General features: G+C 70.6%; 13 protein-coding genes. 7 read left to right on the top strand and 6 right to left on the bottom strand.

Features of this window, described 5'->3' with window-relative positions; translation table 11 throughout:
- Positions 1-130 precede the first annotated feature (130 nt).
- From ACFXDE_RS34445 to ACFXDE_RS34430, 4 genes are all read right to left on the bottom strand, one after another.
- Positions 131-823 (bottom strand): helicase associated domain-containing protein, encoded by a 693-nt coding sequence (locus ACFXDE_RS34445; protein WP_380498427.1) that lies wholly within the window; start codon positions 821-823, stop codon positions 131-133.
- Positions 824-1,116: 293 nt separating this feature from the next.
- Positions 1,117-2,937, bottom strand: a complete 1,821-nt coding sequence (locus tag ACFXDE_RS34440) for a trypsin-like serine protease (protein WP_380498426.1) — start codon at positions 2,935-2,937, stop codon at positions 1,117-1,119.
- Between the two features lie 39 nt (positions 2,938-2,976).
- Positions 2,977-3,471, bottom strand: a complete 495-nt coding sequence (locus ACFXDE_RS34435; RefSeq protein WP_380498425.1) for a hypothetical protein — start codon at positions 3,469-3,471, stop codon at positions 2,977-2,979.
- Positions 3,472-3,516: 45 nt separating this feature from the next.
- Positions 3,517-4,008, bottom strand: coding sequence for a hypothetical protein (locus ACFXDE_RS34430; RefSeq protein ID WP_380498424.1), 492 nt, complete (start codon positions 4,006-4,008; stop codon positions 3,517-3,519).
- Between the two features lie 524 nt (positions 4,009-4,532).
- On the opposite strand from ACFXDE_RS34430, the gene ACFXDE_RS34425 reads away from it, so the two are divergent.
- The 7 genes from ACFXDE_RS34425 (at position 4,533) to ACFXDE_RS34395 (ending at position 12,929) form a co-directional block, all read left to right on the top strand.
- The gene (locus ACFXDE_RS34425; protein WP_380498423.1) at positions 4,533-8,462 is read left to right on the top strand and encodes a polymorphic toxin-type HINT domain-containing protein; all 3,930 of its coding nucleotides are present in this window, start codon (positions 4,533-4,535) and stop codon (positions 8,460-8,462) included.
- Positions 8,459-8,803: a hypothetical protein gene (locus ACFXDE_RS34420; protein ID WP_380498422.1), complete on the top strand. Its 345-nt coding sequence runs from the start codon at positions 8,459-8,461 to the stop codon at positions 8,801-8,803. Before ACFXDE_RS34425 ends, ACFXDE_RS34420 begins: the two co-directional genes overlap by 4 nt.
- A 196-nt stretch (positions 8,804-8,999) precedes the next feature.
- A complete protein-coding gene (locus tag ACFXDE_RS34415) occupies positions 9,000-9,431 on the top strand; it encodes an ester cyclase (RefSeq protein ID WP_380498421.1) in 432 nt (143 codons plus the stop codon).
- 404 nt (positions 9,432-9,835) lie between these two features.
- Positions 9,836-10,735, top strand: a complete 900-nt coding sequence (locus ACFXDE_RS34410; RefSeq protein ID WP_380498420.1) for a HEAT repeat domain-containing protein — start codon at positions 9,836-9,838, stop codon at positions 10,733-10,735.
- A 267-nt stretch (positions 10,736-11,002) separates the two neighbouring features.
- Positions 11,003-11,194 (top strand): hypothetical protein, encoded by a 192-nt coding sequence (locus tag ACFXDE_RS34405; protein ID WP_380498419.1) that lies wholly within the window; start codon positions 11,003-11,005, stop codon positions 11,192-11,194.
- Between the two features lie 61 nt (positions 11,195-11,255).
- Positions 11,256-11,540, top strand: a complete 285-nt coding sequence (locus ACFXDE_RS34400) for a sigma factor-like helix-turn-helix DNA-binding protein (protein ID WP_380498418.1) — start codon at positions 11,256-11,258, stop codon at positions 11,538-11,540.
- 252 nt (positions 11,541-11,792) lie between these two features.
- Positions 11,793-12,929 carry a barstar family protein gene (locus tag ACFXDE_RS34395; protein WP_380498417.1) on the top strand — a complete coding sequence of 379 codons (1,137 nt, stop codon included), beginning with the start codon at positions 11,793-11,795 and terminating at the stop codon, positions 12,927-12,929.
- Between the two features lie 356 nt (positions 12,930-13,285).
- Here the strand turns inward: ACFXDE_RS34395 and ACFXDE_RS34390 are convergent, their stop codons facing one another.
- Together ACFXDE_RS34390 and ACFXDE_RS34385 are read right to left on the bottom strand one after the other, a co-directional pair.
- Positions 13,286-13,654: a hypothetical protein gene (locus ACFXDE_RS34390; RefSeq protein WP_380498416.1), complete on the bottom strand. Its 369-nt coding sequence runs from the start codon at positions 13,652-13,654 to the stop codon at positions 13,286-13,288.
- 233 nt (positions 13,655-13,887) lie between these two features.
- The gene (locus ACFXDE_RS34385; protein WP_380498415.1) at positions 13,888-15,234 is read right to left on the bottom strand and encodes a serine/threonine-protein kinase; all 1,347 of its coding nucleotides are present in this window, start codon (positions 15,232-15,234) and stop codon (positions 13,888-13,890) included.
- Between the last annotated feature and the right edge of the window lie 344 nt (positions 15,235-15,578).

Raw genomic sequence — 15,578 nt, 5'->3', positions numbered from 1 at the left:
GGGTCCGGTACCGGCCAGGGGAGCGGCACCGGCAGCGCGGCGTTGTCCATCCGCGCCACCTCGTTGACTCCTCCTAGGGAACGGGTCGCCGTAGCGTAGCGCCCGCCCCGGACACCACCCGACCCGGTCGCTACGCCCACTCGACGCCGTGTTCGGCGAGCTGCGCGAGCTGACCGGAGCTGAGCTTCGTCCGCCTGGCTTTCGTGTTGTTGAGGAAGGTCCCGAGTGAGACGGAGACCGTCTCCACCGTTTCCTCGCCGCCGGCGCCGATCGTCACCATCTCCAGCTCCTCCTTGTGCGGGCGCTTGACGGCCGCGTGCCCTTCCCGCTCCACGAACTGCGCCAGGGCCGCCAGGCCCTGCGCGAAGCGGTCTGCACGGGACACCTTCGGCTTCGCCTCGGCGGGGGCCTTCGCGGCGGCCAGCTCCGGGTCCTCGCCGATCCCGATCGCCGTCAGCAGGTCCTGCTGGTCCTGCTCGAGCTCGGAGAAACCGGCCCGCTGCGCGCGTACCCAGCGGCCGAGCTGTTCGCCCTCGTAGACGGTGTCCTCGGGCAGCGTGGCCCAGTCGACGCGGCCGTCGGACTCCAGCCACCACCGTCGGGCGGTGGCGTAGGCGCGCTGCCAGGTGACCGGCCAGGCGGGGCACCAGAACGGGTCGATCTCCTCCAGCGCCCGCCGCCGCTCCGGCGACAGCGCCCCCTGCTCGCCCGCCGGCACCTGGGCTGCGGCCCGCAGCTCCGAGAGCCACGTCCCGATCGCGTACCCGCCGACCGACGCCCGCGCCGGCGCCGCCAAAGAGCTGCCGCGGCCCTGCGCCCACACCCGCGCCCAGTCGAGCCTGGGTGTGGCACCAGCAGCGGTTGTTGCACGGCCTGCTTGAGGTCGAGACGCCTCCGAAGGCGTCCTGGCAAGCGCCCGCCCGTCTACGGCGGTCAAGCGGTCCGCACCCGCGATTGCCACCGTCTGCTGCTGGTGGTAGCCATCATGCTGCCGCCGCTGCGCCGCTTCGGCGCCGACGGATCAGTCTGACACCGGTTCACGTCGTGGCTTGTGGTGCGGTGTGTCCTGGGGGCGGGGGTGGTTGCAGCCCGCGCCCCCAGGTGGTGCGTTGTCAATCAGCTGGTGGGCAGGGTGGTACCGGTCAGGGTGTCCAGGGGGGCCCAGCCGGGCATGCCGGGCTTGTAGGCGGTGTGGTTGACGGCGCCGGTGGTACCGGCGTCGAAGACGTCCACGGTGTTGGAGGAGGCGCTGAACAGCGGGGCCGGGATGCGGCCGGCGGCGATCTTCGTGGCTCCGCTCAGGGCCTCCCAGGCGCTCCATGGCTTGCCGTTGTTGAACCAGTAGGCGTGGTAGAGGGCGGTGTCGCGGCCGGTGACGAAGAGCTCGATGGCGTCGGTGGCCGGGTTGTAGAGGGCGCTGGGGGCGCCGGCGAAGCGGTAGTCGCCGTTGATGGTGGCCCAGTTGCTCCAGTTGGTCATGCCCGGGGTGTAGTAGCGGTGGGCGACGGTGCCGTCGGTGGCGGTGGCGAAGACCTCGGCGGTCTTCGTGGAGGGGTTGTAGACCAGGCTCGGGCTGCCGGTGAAGGCGGCCCCGTCCAGGGGGAGCCACTGGGCCCACGGCTTGCCGTCGTTGAACCAGTAGGTGTGGTACATGGTGCCGCCGCGCTCGACGGCGAACAGCTCGATCGCGCCGGTGGCGGGGTTGTAGATCGCGCCGGGGGTGGCGTTGAACTGCCGATCGTTGATGGTCGCCCAGTCGCTCCAGCCCGTCATGCCGATGCCGGCGGTGTAGTAGGTGTGGGCGACGGGGCCGTTGACGGTGGTGGCGAAGAACTCGGCGGTCTTGGTGGCCGGGTTGTAGACGGCGGTGGCGCTGCCGGTGAACCGGGTCGATCCGGTGCCGGCCCACGGGCGCCAGCCCTGCGCGTCGGCCGTGTAGTAGGTGCGCCACATGAGGCCGTCGCTGTCGATCGCGGACAGCTCGATCGCGCCGGTGGCCGGGTTGTACAGGGCGGTGGGCGAGCCGACGAACGGCTTGGTGCCGGCCGGGCGTTCGCTGATCGGCGACCAGGTGCTCCAGCCCTGGCCGTTGATGTTGTACGCGCCGACGACGCGGCCCTTGTTGTCGACGGTGAACACCGTGGACGTCTGCTTGACCGGGTCGTACACCGCGCTGGCGGTCGGCGCGGTGGCGGTGTCGCGCACCTGCTGGACCCAGGCGCCGAGGTCGTCCACGCGCGAGGAGGTGGCGCCGGTGCGGGTCTCGGTGGCGGGGGTACCCAGGCACCCGCCCTGCCAGGAGCGCGAGGCGACGGCGACGAGTTCGGCATTGCCGTTCGTCTCGCGGACGGCGGGGGCGCCGGTGTCGCCCTTGCAGATCGCCGCGCCGCCCGTGCCGGTGGTGGCGATGCTGGTGGGCTGGACGGCGTCGAGGCCGAACACGCCGGTGTGCAGGGCGGCGGGCACCCACTCGTCCTTGGTGCGCCCGTAGCCGGCCACGCGCAGCTTCTCGCCCGCGGCGGGTGCGGTGGTGGCGAGGGCGAGCGGGGCGACGCCCTGTACGGGGGCGGCGACGCGCGCCAGGACGAGGTCGCGGTCGGCGCGCGGCGCCAGCTCGACGACGTCGACGGCGTTGCCGGCGATGGTGGCGGTGGTCTTCCACTTCGGCGCGCCGGCCGCCAGCGCCTGCGGCTGCGCGGGGTCGTCGGAGAAGCAACTGGCGGCGGTGATCACCCAGGATGGGTCCACCAGCGCGCCGGTGCAGGCGCGGAAGTTGTCGCCGATGGCGAGCTTGGCGGTGTAGGCGTAGGAGCCGTTGGCCGCCGGGTCGCCGACGACGGCTCCGGCCGGGGTGGTGAAGGTGGTCAGCGCGCCAGCGGCTGCGGCTGCGGCGAGCACGCCGGCCCGCAGCGAGCGGGACGAAGTCCTGTGAAGCACGTGGATTCCTGTCGGATGAGGAGGATTGGGGAGCCGGGGTCAGCCGGTGACGCGTAGTTCGACGACGGTGGTCGGGGTCTGGCCCAGTCCCTCGCCGACGCCGGTGAAGCCGTTCTTGGGCACGTCGGTGCTCCGGGAGGCGCCGGCGGCGGTGAGGCCGACCCGTACGGCCCGGCCGGAGGTCTGCGCGGCGAATACGTCCGGCAGTTCCAGGGACAGGTAGCCGGTCGCGGAGGGCGCGGTGAAGCAGATCTTGTTGTCGGTGTTGCCCGGGGCGCGGGTCCACAACTGGATCTGGGAGGGCTTGGAGCAGTCGGCGAGCACGATGGCGCCGTCGCCGCGCAGCAGCTTGACGTTGCTGATGCCGGAGGCGCCGGGGTAGGAGAAGTCCTCGACCGCGGTCGGCGGTGCGGAGGCATCGGCCGCCGGCGTGGGTGGTGGGGTGGTGTCGGCAGCGGCGAGGGCGCTCAGGCCGAAGACGCCGGCGGCGGTGGCGGCGATGGCCGCCGTCCAGCCGCGGATGCGGTGCTTCATGAGTGATCCCGTATCGGTCGGTGGTGGTCGGCGATCCGTGGGCCGTCAGCCGGTGACGCGCAGCTCGACGAGCATGGTCGGCTTCTGGCCCAGGCCCTCGCCGACGGCGACGGCGGCGTTCTTGGCGACGTCCACGCTCTGCCCGATGCCGTCGGAGGTGAGGTCGGCGCGCACGGCCTTGTCACCGGTCTGGATCATGAAGGTCTGCGGGAGTTCCAGCGCCAGGTAGCCGCTGGTGCCGGTGACGCGGAAGCACACGCCGGGGCCGCCGCTGGGGCTCGGGACGGCCCGGCTCCACAGCTGGATCTGGGTGGCGGTGTTGCAGTCCGCCAGGACGATGTGGCCGTCGCCGCGGATCAGCTTGAGCTGCGGGTAGGGCGACGTGCCCGGGTAGCTGAAGTCCTCGACGGCGGGCGGGGGAGTGGCGGTGTCGCCGGCGGCCGGGACACTGTCGGCCGCGGCGAACGCGGTGACACCGAAGGTGGTGGCGACGGCGAGTGTGCCGGCGACCAGCCAGCGGGCTATGCCGTTCTTCATCTGGCTTTCCTCTCGAGCTAGTTGACGGTATGTCGACGGGAGTGCCAAGCGGAGCTTTCCGAGGCGACTGCTACAGCCGGATCCGGTGACGACAAGCAGACGAAGCGTCGGATGTCCACCGATTTATTTGCGCCCTGGATGACTTGGCGGGCTGCAGTCTAAGACATTCCCTGTTCTTGAAGTTGACTCTAGGGTCGCAAGAATCGACCAATCCTCGCTCGACGGAGCCGGGAAAGGTATGTATTTGATTGCTTTTTGCCCGAATTGTCATGACTTGATTCGCTTGAAACCCAGTGAGGACGGAACGTCAGTTCCGCTTGCGTTGGATTATCTTGGCGGGTCATCAGGTGCCGCTATGCTCGCTTGGGCCGAAGCGCGGCCGAGTTGACGTTGAAGGGTCTTTTGTGGAGAGAATGTTTTCCGAATCAAGGCGGCGAAGGCGAGGCGGGCATTCCATATCCGGATTGCTCAGTGCAGGTCTATTGCCCCTGGCCCTGACAGCCGGACTGCTGGGAGCAGCGCCTGTGGCCGCTGCAGATTCCATGGCCGGCAGCGGAACGGTCCCGCTGACCGACCGGGGCCGCATCGTGGCGTTCTGGAAGGACGGCGGGCCCGCGGTCAAGGCCGCGGCAGAGGCAGCACTGACCGGGTCGGACGCGGACGTACGCAAGTTCCTGGACAACGACCGGCTGCTTGCCCAGGTGCAGGACGGCCAGGTCAGCGCCGCGCAGATCTCCTCCTTCGGCGGGGCGGGCGTACGGGAGGCCGCACGCAAGGCCCTGGCCGGCACGCCCGACGAGCTGCGGACCTTCCTGGACAGCGGCTGGCAGGAGCCGCTGAAGATCGATCAGCAGGTCAAGGCGGCCTCGCTGATGAACGGAGCCGGGCCCGGTGTCCAGGAAGCCGCCAAGGCGGCGCTGAACGGCACCGCCGACGACGTGCAGCTGTTCCTCAACGAGGGCCAGTTCACCGCGCGGGAGGCCGACGACCGGGTCAGACTCGTCCAGATCCTCAGCACCGGCGGCCCCAACACCCAGGCAGCCGCGCGCCTGGCCATCAACGGCTCGATCGACGACGTCCGCGAGTTCCTCAATGTCGGCGTGCACGTGGCCCGGGCCCGGGACGCCGAGCGCACCAGCATCGCCCAGCTGACGCAGCAGGCCAAGGAGGCCTCCGCCCAGGCCGTGCGCGAGACGGAGTCGGCGAAGGAGGCCTCTGCCCAGGCGGTGGCGGCCTCGCAGCTGGCCAAGGAGTCGGCCGCGAAGGCGGCGGCCGAGACCGCGGCCGCGGGCAGCGACTCGAACGCCGCGGACGCGGCGGCCGGACGTGCGGCGGACGCCGCGGGACGGGCGGCGCAGGCTGCCCAGACGGCGGTGAAGGCCGCCCGGAGCGCGACCAACTCGGCGCGCACCGCGGCCAGTGCGGCCTCCCAGGCCGCCTATGCGGCGGCCGGCGCGGCGCAGGCCGCGAGCGCTGCCCGCAGCGCGGCCGCCGCAACGGCGTCCGACCGTTCCAAGGCGGACGCCGCCGCGCAGGCGGCGACGGCGGCCGAGACCGCCGCGAGCGCCGCCACCGCGGCCTCGGGCTCGCTCACCCAGGCCAACGCAGCCGCCACGGCCAGCCAGGAGGCTGCCGCATCGGCGATCAGCGCGGGCGGCAACGCCCTGGCGGCATCGGACTCGGCCGACCAGGCCGGCGGTTTCGCCTCCGCGGCCGGCGCCCAGTCGGCTCGGGCCAAGGCCGCCGCCGCCGCGACGCGCCGCGAGGCACAGGAGGCGACGCGCGCCGCGACCGCCGCCAAGTCGCTGGCCGGCGAAGCCGCGCAGGCAGCCGCTGCCGCCAAGGTCCTCGCCGACTCGGCCGCCGAGCACGCCCGCAACGCCGCAGCCGCGGCCAGGGACGCAGCCCAGCACGCCGGTGAGGCGGACCAGGCCGCCACCCGGGCCAAGACCCACGCCGACGCCGCAGTGGCTGCCGCGCAGACCGCCAAGGACGCGGTCGACAAGGCCAACCAGGTCCACGACCTCGCCCAGCGGGCCGAGGACGAGGACCGCACCGCCCGCACCGCCACGGACGTGGAGAAGGCGCGGGCCGCGAAGGCCGCGTACGACGACAAGCAGGCCGGAATCGGCGACGCAGTCCAGAAGCTGCGCCAGGCGAAGGACGATGCCGACCGCCTCGCCACCGCACTGACGCAGCCGAACCCCGACACTGCGGCCATCGTCACGGACGGGCGAAAGCTCGCGGTCATGTCGATGAAGATCGCCGGACCGTGGGAGAGCGCCGCCGCGCGCACCGCGCTCTCCGGTGACGACACCGCTGTGCTGGAGTTCGTCCGCACCGCGCGGCGCGACGCGGTCGCACTCGACGACCGCGAGCGCGCCTCGAACCTCGCAGTCGGTTCCGAGCTGCCCGCCGTGCGTGCCGCCGCGACCGCAGCGCTCACGGGCGACGCGAACACGGTGACCGCCTTCCTGAACACCGGTCAGTACCAGGCCGCGGTCCCGGACTTCCAGGTCAGCGTCGCCAAGATCGTCAGCGAGGGCGGCCCCGGCGTCCAGGCGGCCGGACGCGCCGCGCTCAACGGCAACGTCGACGCCCTGCGCGCCTTCCTGAACAACGGCCGCTACCTGGCCCAGCTCTCCGACGACCAGGTCAAGGCCGCGGCACTGCGCCAGTCCGGCGGCGACGAGGTCAAGGCCGCCGCCCAGGTCGCCCTCGAAGGCACGCCCGAGGTCCTGCACGCCTTCATCGAGACCGGCCAGTACACCGCCGCGCGCAAGGACGCCCTGGCCGCGACCCACAAGGCCGAGATCGAGCGGATGATCTCCGAGGCGTCGGCGGTGACCGCCTACGCCCAGCAGAGCGCCGCCGAAGCAGTCCAGGCCGCCGCCGTCGCCCGCAACGCCGCCGACGAGGCCAAGGCCGCCTCCGAGCAGGCCAAGGCCGCATCCGACCAGGCCGCCGGCTTCGCGGCCAACGCCCGCACCAAGGCGGACGCGGCCGCCACGAGCGCGCAGAAGGCCGCCGAATCGGCCAAGACCGCTGCAGTCGCCGAGACTTCGGCACGGCACTCCGCCGCGTCCGCCGCCTACTCGGCGCGCATGGCGCAGCGGTCCGCCGACAGCGCGAATGCGTCCGCTGCGGACGCCTATGCATCGGCCGCCCAGGCCCGGGCCGACGCACAGGCGGCGGGCCAGGACGCCAAGACGGCCGCCCAGGCCGCGATCAACGCCTTCCAGAGCTACACGACGAAGCACGCCGCGGAGCAGGAGGCGGAACGGAAGGCTGCCGCGCAGGCTGCGGCCGACGAACAGATCAAGGCCGAGGACGAGCAGGACGCGAAGGACGACGTCGCCGACCTGGAAGACGACCTCCGCAAGCAGATCAAGGAGGACGGCAACTCGGGGTGGCTGGACTTCGCCCTCGAAATCACCCATGGAATCCTGGACGTCGTCTCGCTGGTCCCCGGCGCCGGCACCCCTGCGGCGCTGATCAACTGCGGCATCTACGCGCTGCAGAAGGACGTCACGAACGCGATCATGTCCTGCGTCAGCGCCATTCCGCTGGCGGGAGATGCCGCGGCCGTCGCCAAGCTCTCCAAGTGGGCCGAGAAGGTCCCCGGCGGCAAGAAGGTCGTCCAGTTCCTGGAGAAGCTCTTCTCCAAGTTCTCCGGAACCTGCCCCACCTCGAACAGTTTTCCCGCCGGCACCCGCGTCCTGATGGCGGACGGGTCCGGCCGGCCGATTGAGCAGGTCCGCGTCGGCGAGCAGGTCCTGGCCACCGACCCGAACACGGCCACCACGGCCGCCCGGCGGGTCGACGCCACCATCTACACCCCTGACGACCGCGACTTCGTCGATCTCGCCGTGACCGACCGGACGGGTGGAAACGGCGCCATCACCGCCACCGCCCACCACCCCTTCTGGTCGCAGAGCCGTCAGGCATGGGTCGACGCCACCGACCTGGCCGGCGGCGACACCCTGCGGACCTCCACGTCCGACGAGGTGACGGTCACGTCGGTCCGGCACTGGACGAGTCTTCAGCCCGCCTACAACCTGACCGTCCGCGACCTCCACACCTACTACGTGCTCGCCGGAACGACGCCGGTCCTGGTGCACAACAGCACCCCGGGCGGCGCGTTCATCTGCGGCGTCGCCAAGAAGATCAGCCTAAGGCAGGGCCGGCACATCAAGGGACACGCGGACTTCAACGGCGGAGGATATCTGACGAGCGAGGCTGAAGCGCAGGAGATCCTCGACGCCTACCATGCACGCAAGGTCACTGTGCTGGGGCAGACCAAGAACGGGCATATAATCATTCGGTACGACAAAGTCACCGGATATAACAACAATGTTAGAAACAATATCATCGACCAGCCGACGAACGTATTCATGATCAAGGGGACGGCCAGGCCCAGCATCGTCCCGACCAATCCGAATTGGACCCCGTGAAGTTGGACCACACGAACCACTCGGACCGCCCGGACTACTCGGACCGCGAAAACGATGTCGTCCTCCAAGCCCTGCAGGCGACCCTCGGCCTGATCACCGAGAACGTCAACGCAATCGCGGTGCAAGCCGCCCACGATCGGATCGTCCTGCACTTCTCGATATCAAGGAACTCTCCTGAATTCGAGGAGGACGTCGAGGACATCGAGTTCGACCTGGACGCGATTCTCGAAGGGAGAGTACTCATCGAGTCCCAGGTCCATCTCGGGCCGCCGGACGACAGCTGGCCCGGCCGCGCCTGGCGATTGATCTACCTGGCAAACTCCCGCAGGTCCCGCGAATAGGTTCCGCCCGATCCGGCCCGTGAGACCACCGGCCCACAGGGGCACACCGTCTGCCCGCCAGTCCTACTGGCGGGCAGATCGGTTTTCACGAGGCAGACCGCGGAGAATTACCGCCGGACGCTGCGTCCGGGTGAAGCCCCGGCTGATCCGGCGTGCCGGACGGACGGCTCACCACGTGAACGCCACGCTTTCGGCCATGTCGACAGAAGACAACAAGAGCCTGGTCCGACGCTTCTACCAGGAGATCGACGCCGGCAACCTCGACGCCATGGACGAACTCGTCGCCGATGACTACATCGACCACCACCCGCCGCCCTTCCAGGCCTCGCCGGGCCGGGAGGGGCTCAAGGAGTCGTTCCGGCTGTTCTGGGACGCCACCCCGGGCACCCACCGAATCGAGGATCAGATCGCCGAGGGCGACAAAGTGGTGACCCGGCTGACCGCCACCGGAGTCCACCGCGGCGACCTCCCCGGAGCTCCCGCGACCGGAAACCCGATGAACATGACCGCGGTGGTGATCCACCGGATCGAGAACGGCAGGCTCGCCGAGAAGTGGTCCGACAAGGACGAACTCGGCTTGGTCCAACAGATTGGCATCATCCCGCCCCTCTCCGGACCGGCCGAGTAGGGCACACACCGCTTCGGTGACCATCTGGTCGTCACTGCGGGGTCGGCCTGAATCCCCCCGGCCGAGCACCGTGCGCTTCAACGACCATGCGTACGCGACCGTCAGGCCCCCGCACGGTCCGGCGCCTTCTCAGGGCCGCCGTAGCGTAACCCGGTCCTCGGACAACAGCCCGTCCTGGCCGGCGCCAGCCCGCTACGCCCACTGTCAGTGTCGGTGGCGGGTGGTAGGACGAGTTCGCGTCGGCGTGGGTCGGTGTTGTGGGGCTTTGGGTCTCGGGTGGGTACGGTCGGAAAGAGGGTCTTGTGGGGTGGCGGGGCGGTGCCGGTGTGCCGGGGGTGTGTGACGAGGGCGGGCAGGATTTCCATGCGGGCACGCCGCAGGACGTACGGGCCGTGGTGGCGGCGATGACCTCGGAGGTCAAGGACGACCTGCGCTACGGCGCCGTGCCCTGGGCGCGGTTTCACCACTCCTGCGGCTCCGGCGGCGACGTTCCCGCCCTTCTGGAGGAGGTTCGTCTCGGTGACGACGAGGCCTCCGGCCGGGCCCTCGGTAGGTTGTGGAACCGGGTCTGCCACCAGGGCGGCACGTCCGCCTCCGGAGCTCTGGCCGTCCCTTTCCTGATCCGCATCGCGCTCGCCTACCCCCGCCACCGGGCCGCCCTTCTGCGTCTGGTGGGCGCGGTGGCGCGCCGCCCGCACTTCGGCGACGGCTCACGTGCCGGTCTCCTGCGCGCGGGCGAGCCCGCGGGCTCCATCCGGATCGAGCCGAGCGGCTACCAGGGGACCTGGTCGATCGAGGCGGCCCGGCAGGCCGTGGCGGCGGATGCGAACCTGCTGTGCTTCCTGCTGGACGATCCCGAACCGGCCGTCCGTCAGGCCGCCGCCTATGCCCTGGCGGCCGCGCTGCCGCCGCCCGGAGACGCCCCGGGCGCCCTGTACGCCCGCCTCGCCGGCGAGAGCGACCCTGCGACACGCGCCTGCGTGGTTCTGGCGATCGGCCAACTCGCATGGGAGGAAAGAGATCCGACGGCCGTCGCGCAGCTGCGGGAGTGGTGGCAGGCCCCCAGTCAGCCGACGGACGTGCGCGTGAGCGCCGCCCTGGCCTGGCTCTGCCTCGTCGCCGACCCCGTCCCCGCCGAACTCGACACCCTCCTCGACACCGCGGTCACCGACGAGCTGACGGCCCTCCTCGCCCCGGTCCCCTGGCTGCGCGACGCGCAGGACGGCGCCAAGGACAACGGCCTGCTCGTGTGCCTCACCCAGATGCGAAACCCCGACGACTTCCCCTGGCTCACCGGGGGCTGAGGCCCATCGCGGTCAAGCTCTGCTGCGCGCACCCGCACGGCAGCCACCCGGCCCACCCGCCCCGCATAGGGGCGGGCGGGCCGGCCACTGTTACGCGCAGGTGTCGAGCATCTGGTTGAGGGCGGTCTTCTCGGTGTCGGTGATGCTGAGCTGGTAGGTGTATTTGACGTCGCCCTGGACGGACGTGAAGGCCTTCTACAAGCTGGCCGTCACCGAGCCGGAGAAGACCGCGCTCGGCCAGATGCTCGACACCTGCCCGGCGGGCTCATGACCACCCCCGGCCAGCAGGCCAACAGCGCCGGGGCCGAGCCGCTCGTCACCACCGGCATCACCGTCGGCCCCGGCGGCGTCATGACCGTCGACGTCGGTGTCATCACCGGCGACCTCACCCTGCGCACCACCTGGACCGGCCGGCAGGTGCTGCTGTTCTCCCGCGCTCGACCTCATCGCCCTGCGTGAACTCCACCTTCGCCGATATCTCCTGTTCGCCGCCCTCCTTCTTCCCGCCACGGTCGCGTCGATGGTCGTCCACGACGCATTCGACGACCTCGCCCGACGGTGGCGAGAGGTTCTGAGCACGGCCAGTCCCGCAGCGTGTGCCTGGCAGGCTGTCCGCCAGCGGGTGTGCGCCCTGGCCGGGCCCCTGCCGCTGAGCCCGGTCGCTCACCTCACCGCCCCGGAACAGGACGTGCTGCTTCTGCACCTGGTGCTGGAACTCCCCGAGGTCGAGGTAGCGGAGCTCACCGGTATGGACCCGGCCGCGGTTCACGTCCGGGTTCGTGCCCTCGTCCGGCATCCCTGGTGAAGCGGCGTGCGCACGCCGTGCGGACCCGGTGGGCGCGCGGATTCGGGTTTCTGCGGGTGTCAGCAGGTCCGGTGTGAGGTCGGCTCGGTGAGCTGGTAACCGGCATGTATTCGGAGGCGGCCGTATTCCGCGGCTGTGGGGCCTCCGGCCGGCCGTTCAGGGTGGGACAGTATCGTGAGTTCGATGGTTGCTCGAACAGTCGGGGGTTGGGTGCAGGCCGCAGATCATGCCGCGTGGGATCGGGGCTTCCCGGTGAAGTACCTCCTGGTTCAGGATGATGAGGACGGCGGCGACCGGCTGTGGGGGAAGTGCGCGGGGGTCGAGGGCCTGTTCATCGACCGGGTCCCACCGCCTCGGGAAATCTTGACTCTCCGGGGGTGCGACCCCAGGGGGCCGTTGGCTGAGGCGGTCGCGCAGCCTGACACGTTGCCGCAGGCTCTGGGCGAGGTGTGTGTCGAGGTCTGGGACAGCGAACAGCCTGTGCAGTGGTGGACCTTGGTGGACACGGTTGTGGTGGCCTACCAGACGAACGTGGCCGACTCGGCACGGTACGACATCGTTCTCGGCGCAGGCGTGAGGAACGAGGAGAGCTTCTTCGAACTGCCCGCCTCGCCACGCTTCGAGATCTTCGCGGGTACGACGGCTGCAGCCGCGGGTGCTGGCCAGTGCTCGGCGGTGGACGGCCTGTTCAAGCCGCGACCGGACCCGGCTCCCGTCCCGATGGAGCTGATCGGCTGCGAGCCTGCGGAGCCGCTACTCGCCGCACTGCGACGCCCGCGTCGGACGGAACGAGATTGGGCCTACCTTCTCGTGCTCGATCGCCATGGTGCCGTGATGGCCTCCCCTACCGTGGGTCTGGCCATCACCGGCGCGCGCCCGTCCGTGCTCGGGGGCGCGCTCGTCGACATCACCCTCACCGATGGCGGGGATGATCGGCCACCACTGGCGGCCCGCCCGGTCTGGGAAGCGTGGCACCAGGGCGCGCCGGCGGTGCCCAATCTGTGGGCGCCGTACGACTCGCGAGGCAGGACCGAGTGGCTGGAGCTCACGACCCGTGCCTGGAGGGTGCGAGGGCCGCAGCCGGACTGTTCCGGAGGTGAGCACCACCTTGACGGCCGGTTCGTCACGGATGTTCCCGGGTTGCACTGCGCCATGGGCGAGGCGGTCTTGGGGCCGGGACGGTACTTCGGTCGAGAATGGAATGCCTTCAAGGACTGTCTGGGTGGTGGATTCGGTGTGGTGCCGCCGTTCACCCTGGTCTGGCACGACTCCGAGGTCGCGCGGCGCGCACTGGCAGAGGTCATCGACGATCCCGAGGGTCGGCTCTCCTACTTCGAGGAGATCGTGCAGCTCCTGGAGCGGTGTGGCGTGACGGTCGTGCTCCAGTGAGCCGCGTCGGAGCGCCTGGGAACCGTGATCACGTCCTGCTGGACAGGTAGGTGTACCAGTCGCGGCCGGCGCGGCGGGTCCACTTCAGGGCGCAGAATGCTGACGGCGCGGGCGAGGGCGACACCCGCCGGCAGGGCGAAGAGCAGCGCCATCACGGCAGCCCGTCGTCCAGCCGCCGTCCGGGCGCCAAGCCGGCGAATTTGGCGAAGGCCTCGGGCGCGGAATCGATCATCGCCTGCTGCTCCGCAGCGGTCGCCCGGTCCTGGTCGAAGCACTCCCACGAACAGCGACCGAACGGATTCCAGTCGGGCCCGGAGCGTTCGGCGTCAGTTGCCCGGGCCGCGCGCTGTGGCGGCTCAGTTGGGCGGGCCGCACACCTCTGCGCTGCGCGGCCCCCACGTGCACGCCTGCAGGCTCATGCCCGGGCCGTCGTACAACCACGGCGACTGGCCGGGGTAGGTGGTCGGGCCGTACGCCCACTGGCCGGTGTTCAGGTCCATGATGCCGAACGTACAGCCGCTGGGGGCGGCGATCGGATCGATCGCCATGTGGTCGTGGCCGCTCTGGAGTTCGACCTTCTCCAACGCGACGCAGCCGCCGCTGCGGATCGTCCAGGAGCCCTCGGCTGCCTGTGCCGAGGTCGCGCTCCCCACTCCGGTCACGCCCATCGCCACCACGGCGAGCGCGACGGCCGAGGCACGCTTCCTGGTCCTGGTGAATCGCATGGAACCCTCCGGTTCGTCGGTCCCGCCCCGAGCCGGTGCCGGGGCGCACCTTGAAGCTCAGCAGCCGACGGCACGGAGCACAACGCAGAATCCGGACGACCCCGTACACCCCCGGACGCCGCTGGACGACACCTCCCGGCCGCCAAGACCGGCACCGTCCCTGCGCCCTCGGCCTGGCGGTCGGAGACGTAGGCCGGCACGATGCCGGCTCAGCGCCTCGCAGTGGCCCGGGATCATGTCGAGAGCGAGCGTGCCGCGCGTCTGGTCTTGATCTCGCGGTAGAGGTACGCCGCGATGATCAGGGTGAACACTATGAAGAAGATCCACGTCCGCCAGAACGAGAAATCTCTGTAACGGATCATCCAGATAACAACCCTGGCGTCTAGTAAGGTGACGGCCGCCGCGGCCACGAATCCCGTTGCGCGCGTCAGGGTGCTGGAGTGCGGCCTGAGTACTGCTGTGTACACCAGGGTGACCAGGGGCGCGAGCAGAATCGTGACGGGCCCTATGGCGAGCACCGATGCGGCGAGGAGCAGCAGCCACAGAACCCCTGAGAGGATGTGGCGCGTCACGCGGCCGCGGCGGGCGGGGGTGCGTGCCGGGGCGGTGTCCGGCCGTGGAGTCAGGCCGCTCTGCCTGCGGGTGGGGGCCGGTGGCGGGAGTGGGGCTGTCGCTGCCGTGGGGGACCGGAGGGCTGGGCTTGCCGGTGGTGTGAGGCCGCCGACGGGTTCGGGTGCGCCGTCGAGGTGCCGCAGGGCCATGGAAAGGTCGCTGGCGCTCGGGTATCGCTGGTCGGGGTCTTTTGCCAGGAGCCTCAGCAGGAGGTCGTCCCAGGTGGCGGGCACACCGGCGGTCACCGAGCTGGGTACGGGCGGCTCCTCGGTGAGGTGTGCCGTGAGGTGTCCCACGGCGTCGGGGGCCTGGAAGGGGAGCCGGCCGGTGATCATCTCGAACAGGACGCAACCGAGTGCGTACAGATCAGTGCGCGGCTCGGGGTAGCCGCGTGCCTGCTCGGGCGCCATGTAGGGGGGTGTGCCCACGATGAAGCCGGTCTGGGTGAGCCGGTCCCCGGTCGCGTAGGGGTCGGCCGCCCTCGCGATGCCGAAGTCGAGGACCTTCACCGTGCCCGACGGCGTGATGAGGACGTTGGACGGCTTGATGTCCCGGTGCGTGACTCCGGCCGCGTGCGCCGCGGCCAGTGCGTCCGCTATCGACGCGCCCCATCGGGCCGCGTTCGCGAGGGTGACCGCACCTCGACGCAGGACCGTGTGCAGGTCCTCGCCCCGCACCAGCTCCATCACCAGGAACGGGGCCCGTTCGCTCCCCTCGCCGGTCTCGCCGAGGTCGTGGATGGTCACGATGTTCGGGTGCTGCAGCTGGGCGGTGATGCGTGCCTCGCGCAGGAATCGGGCGCGGGCCTCGTTGCCGCGGCTTCCGTCACCCGCGAGCAGGGAGATCACCTTGACCGCGACGCTGCGGCCGAGCGTCTCGTCCAGGGCCTCCCACACCTGCCCCATGCCGCCCTCGCCGAGCTGCCGCAGCAGCCGGTAGCGGCCTCCGAGTAACTGGTCCTGCATCATCGCGTCCTGCCCGTTGCGAGCATTCGCCCCTCCTGTTGCACGCCGACCCCACTCGCTTGGATACGCCATCCGGCTCCGGAGGGGCCGGCCGTGCCGGGTGCGAAGCTCCGGCAGCAGCGGGACGCGGCGCGCGTCTCGCGGGAATTCGCCGCGAGCAGGGTTCCGCTTCGCCGTGAGCGCCTCCAGGGCGGTGCCGGTCTGCCCACGCCTGCCAAGTACCGCCCCTTGGCCCCGCATAATCCCGCACAAGCCTGGTCGGCACGGAAGAACTGCTAAAGATCATGCATTTCAGCAGGTGGCGAGTGAGCGTCATGAAATCTCAATGAACTACCGGCCCCACGGAT

Origin of the sequence: Kitasatospora sp. NPDC059408 (genome assembly GCF_042751525.1) — a bacterium.
Lineage (GTDB): Bacteria > Actinomycetota > Actinomycetes > Streptomycetales > Streptomycetaceae > Kitasatospora.
Note: the sequence above shows the minus strand (reverse complement) of the source record. Positions and strands in the feature narration are given on the sequence as shown.

What these genes read in the sequence shown, in the direction of transcription:
- ACFXDE_RS34435 (WP_380498425.1), bottom strand. Translation starts at nt 3,471, where the DNA reads ATGAAGCACCGCATCCGCGGCTGGACGGCGGCCATCGCCGCCACCGCC.
- ACFXDE_RS34430 (WP_380498424.1), bottom strand. Translation starts at nt 4,008, where the DNA reads ATGAAGAACGGCATAGCCCGCTGGCTGGTCGCCGGCACACTCGCCGTC.
- ACFXDE_RS34415 (WP_380498421.1), top strand. Translation starts at nt 9,000, where the DNA reads ATGTCGACAGAAGACAACAAGAGCCTGGTCCGACGCTTCTACCAGGAG.
- ACFXDE_RS34410 (WP_380498420.1), top strand. Translation starts at nt 9,836, where the DNA reads ATGACCTCGGAGGTCAAGGACGACCTGCGCTACGGCGCCGTGCCCTGG.
- ACFXDE_RS34405 (WP_380498419.1), top strand. Translation starts at nt 11,003, where the DNA reads ATGACCACCCCCGGCCAGCAGGCCAACAGCGCCGGGGCCGAGCCGCTC.
- ACFXDE_RS34400 (WP_380498418.1), top strand. Translation starts at nt 11,256, where the DNA reads ATGGTCGTCCACGACGCATTCGACGACCTCGCCCGACGGTGGCGAGAG.
- ACFXDE_RS34390 (WP_380498416.1), bottom strand. Translation starts at nt 13,654, where the DNA reads ATGCGATTCACCAGGACCAGGAAGCGTGCCTCGGCCGTCGCGCTCGCC.
- ACFXDE_RS34385 (WP_380498415.1), bottom strand. Translation starts at nt 15,234, where the DNA reads ATGATGCAGGACCAGTTACTCGGAGGCCGCTACCGGCTGCTGCGGCAG.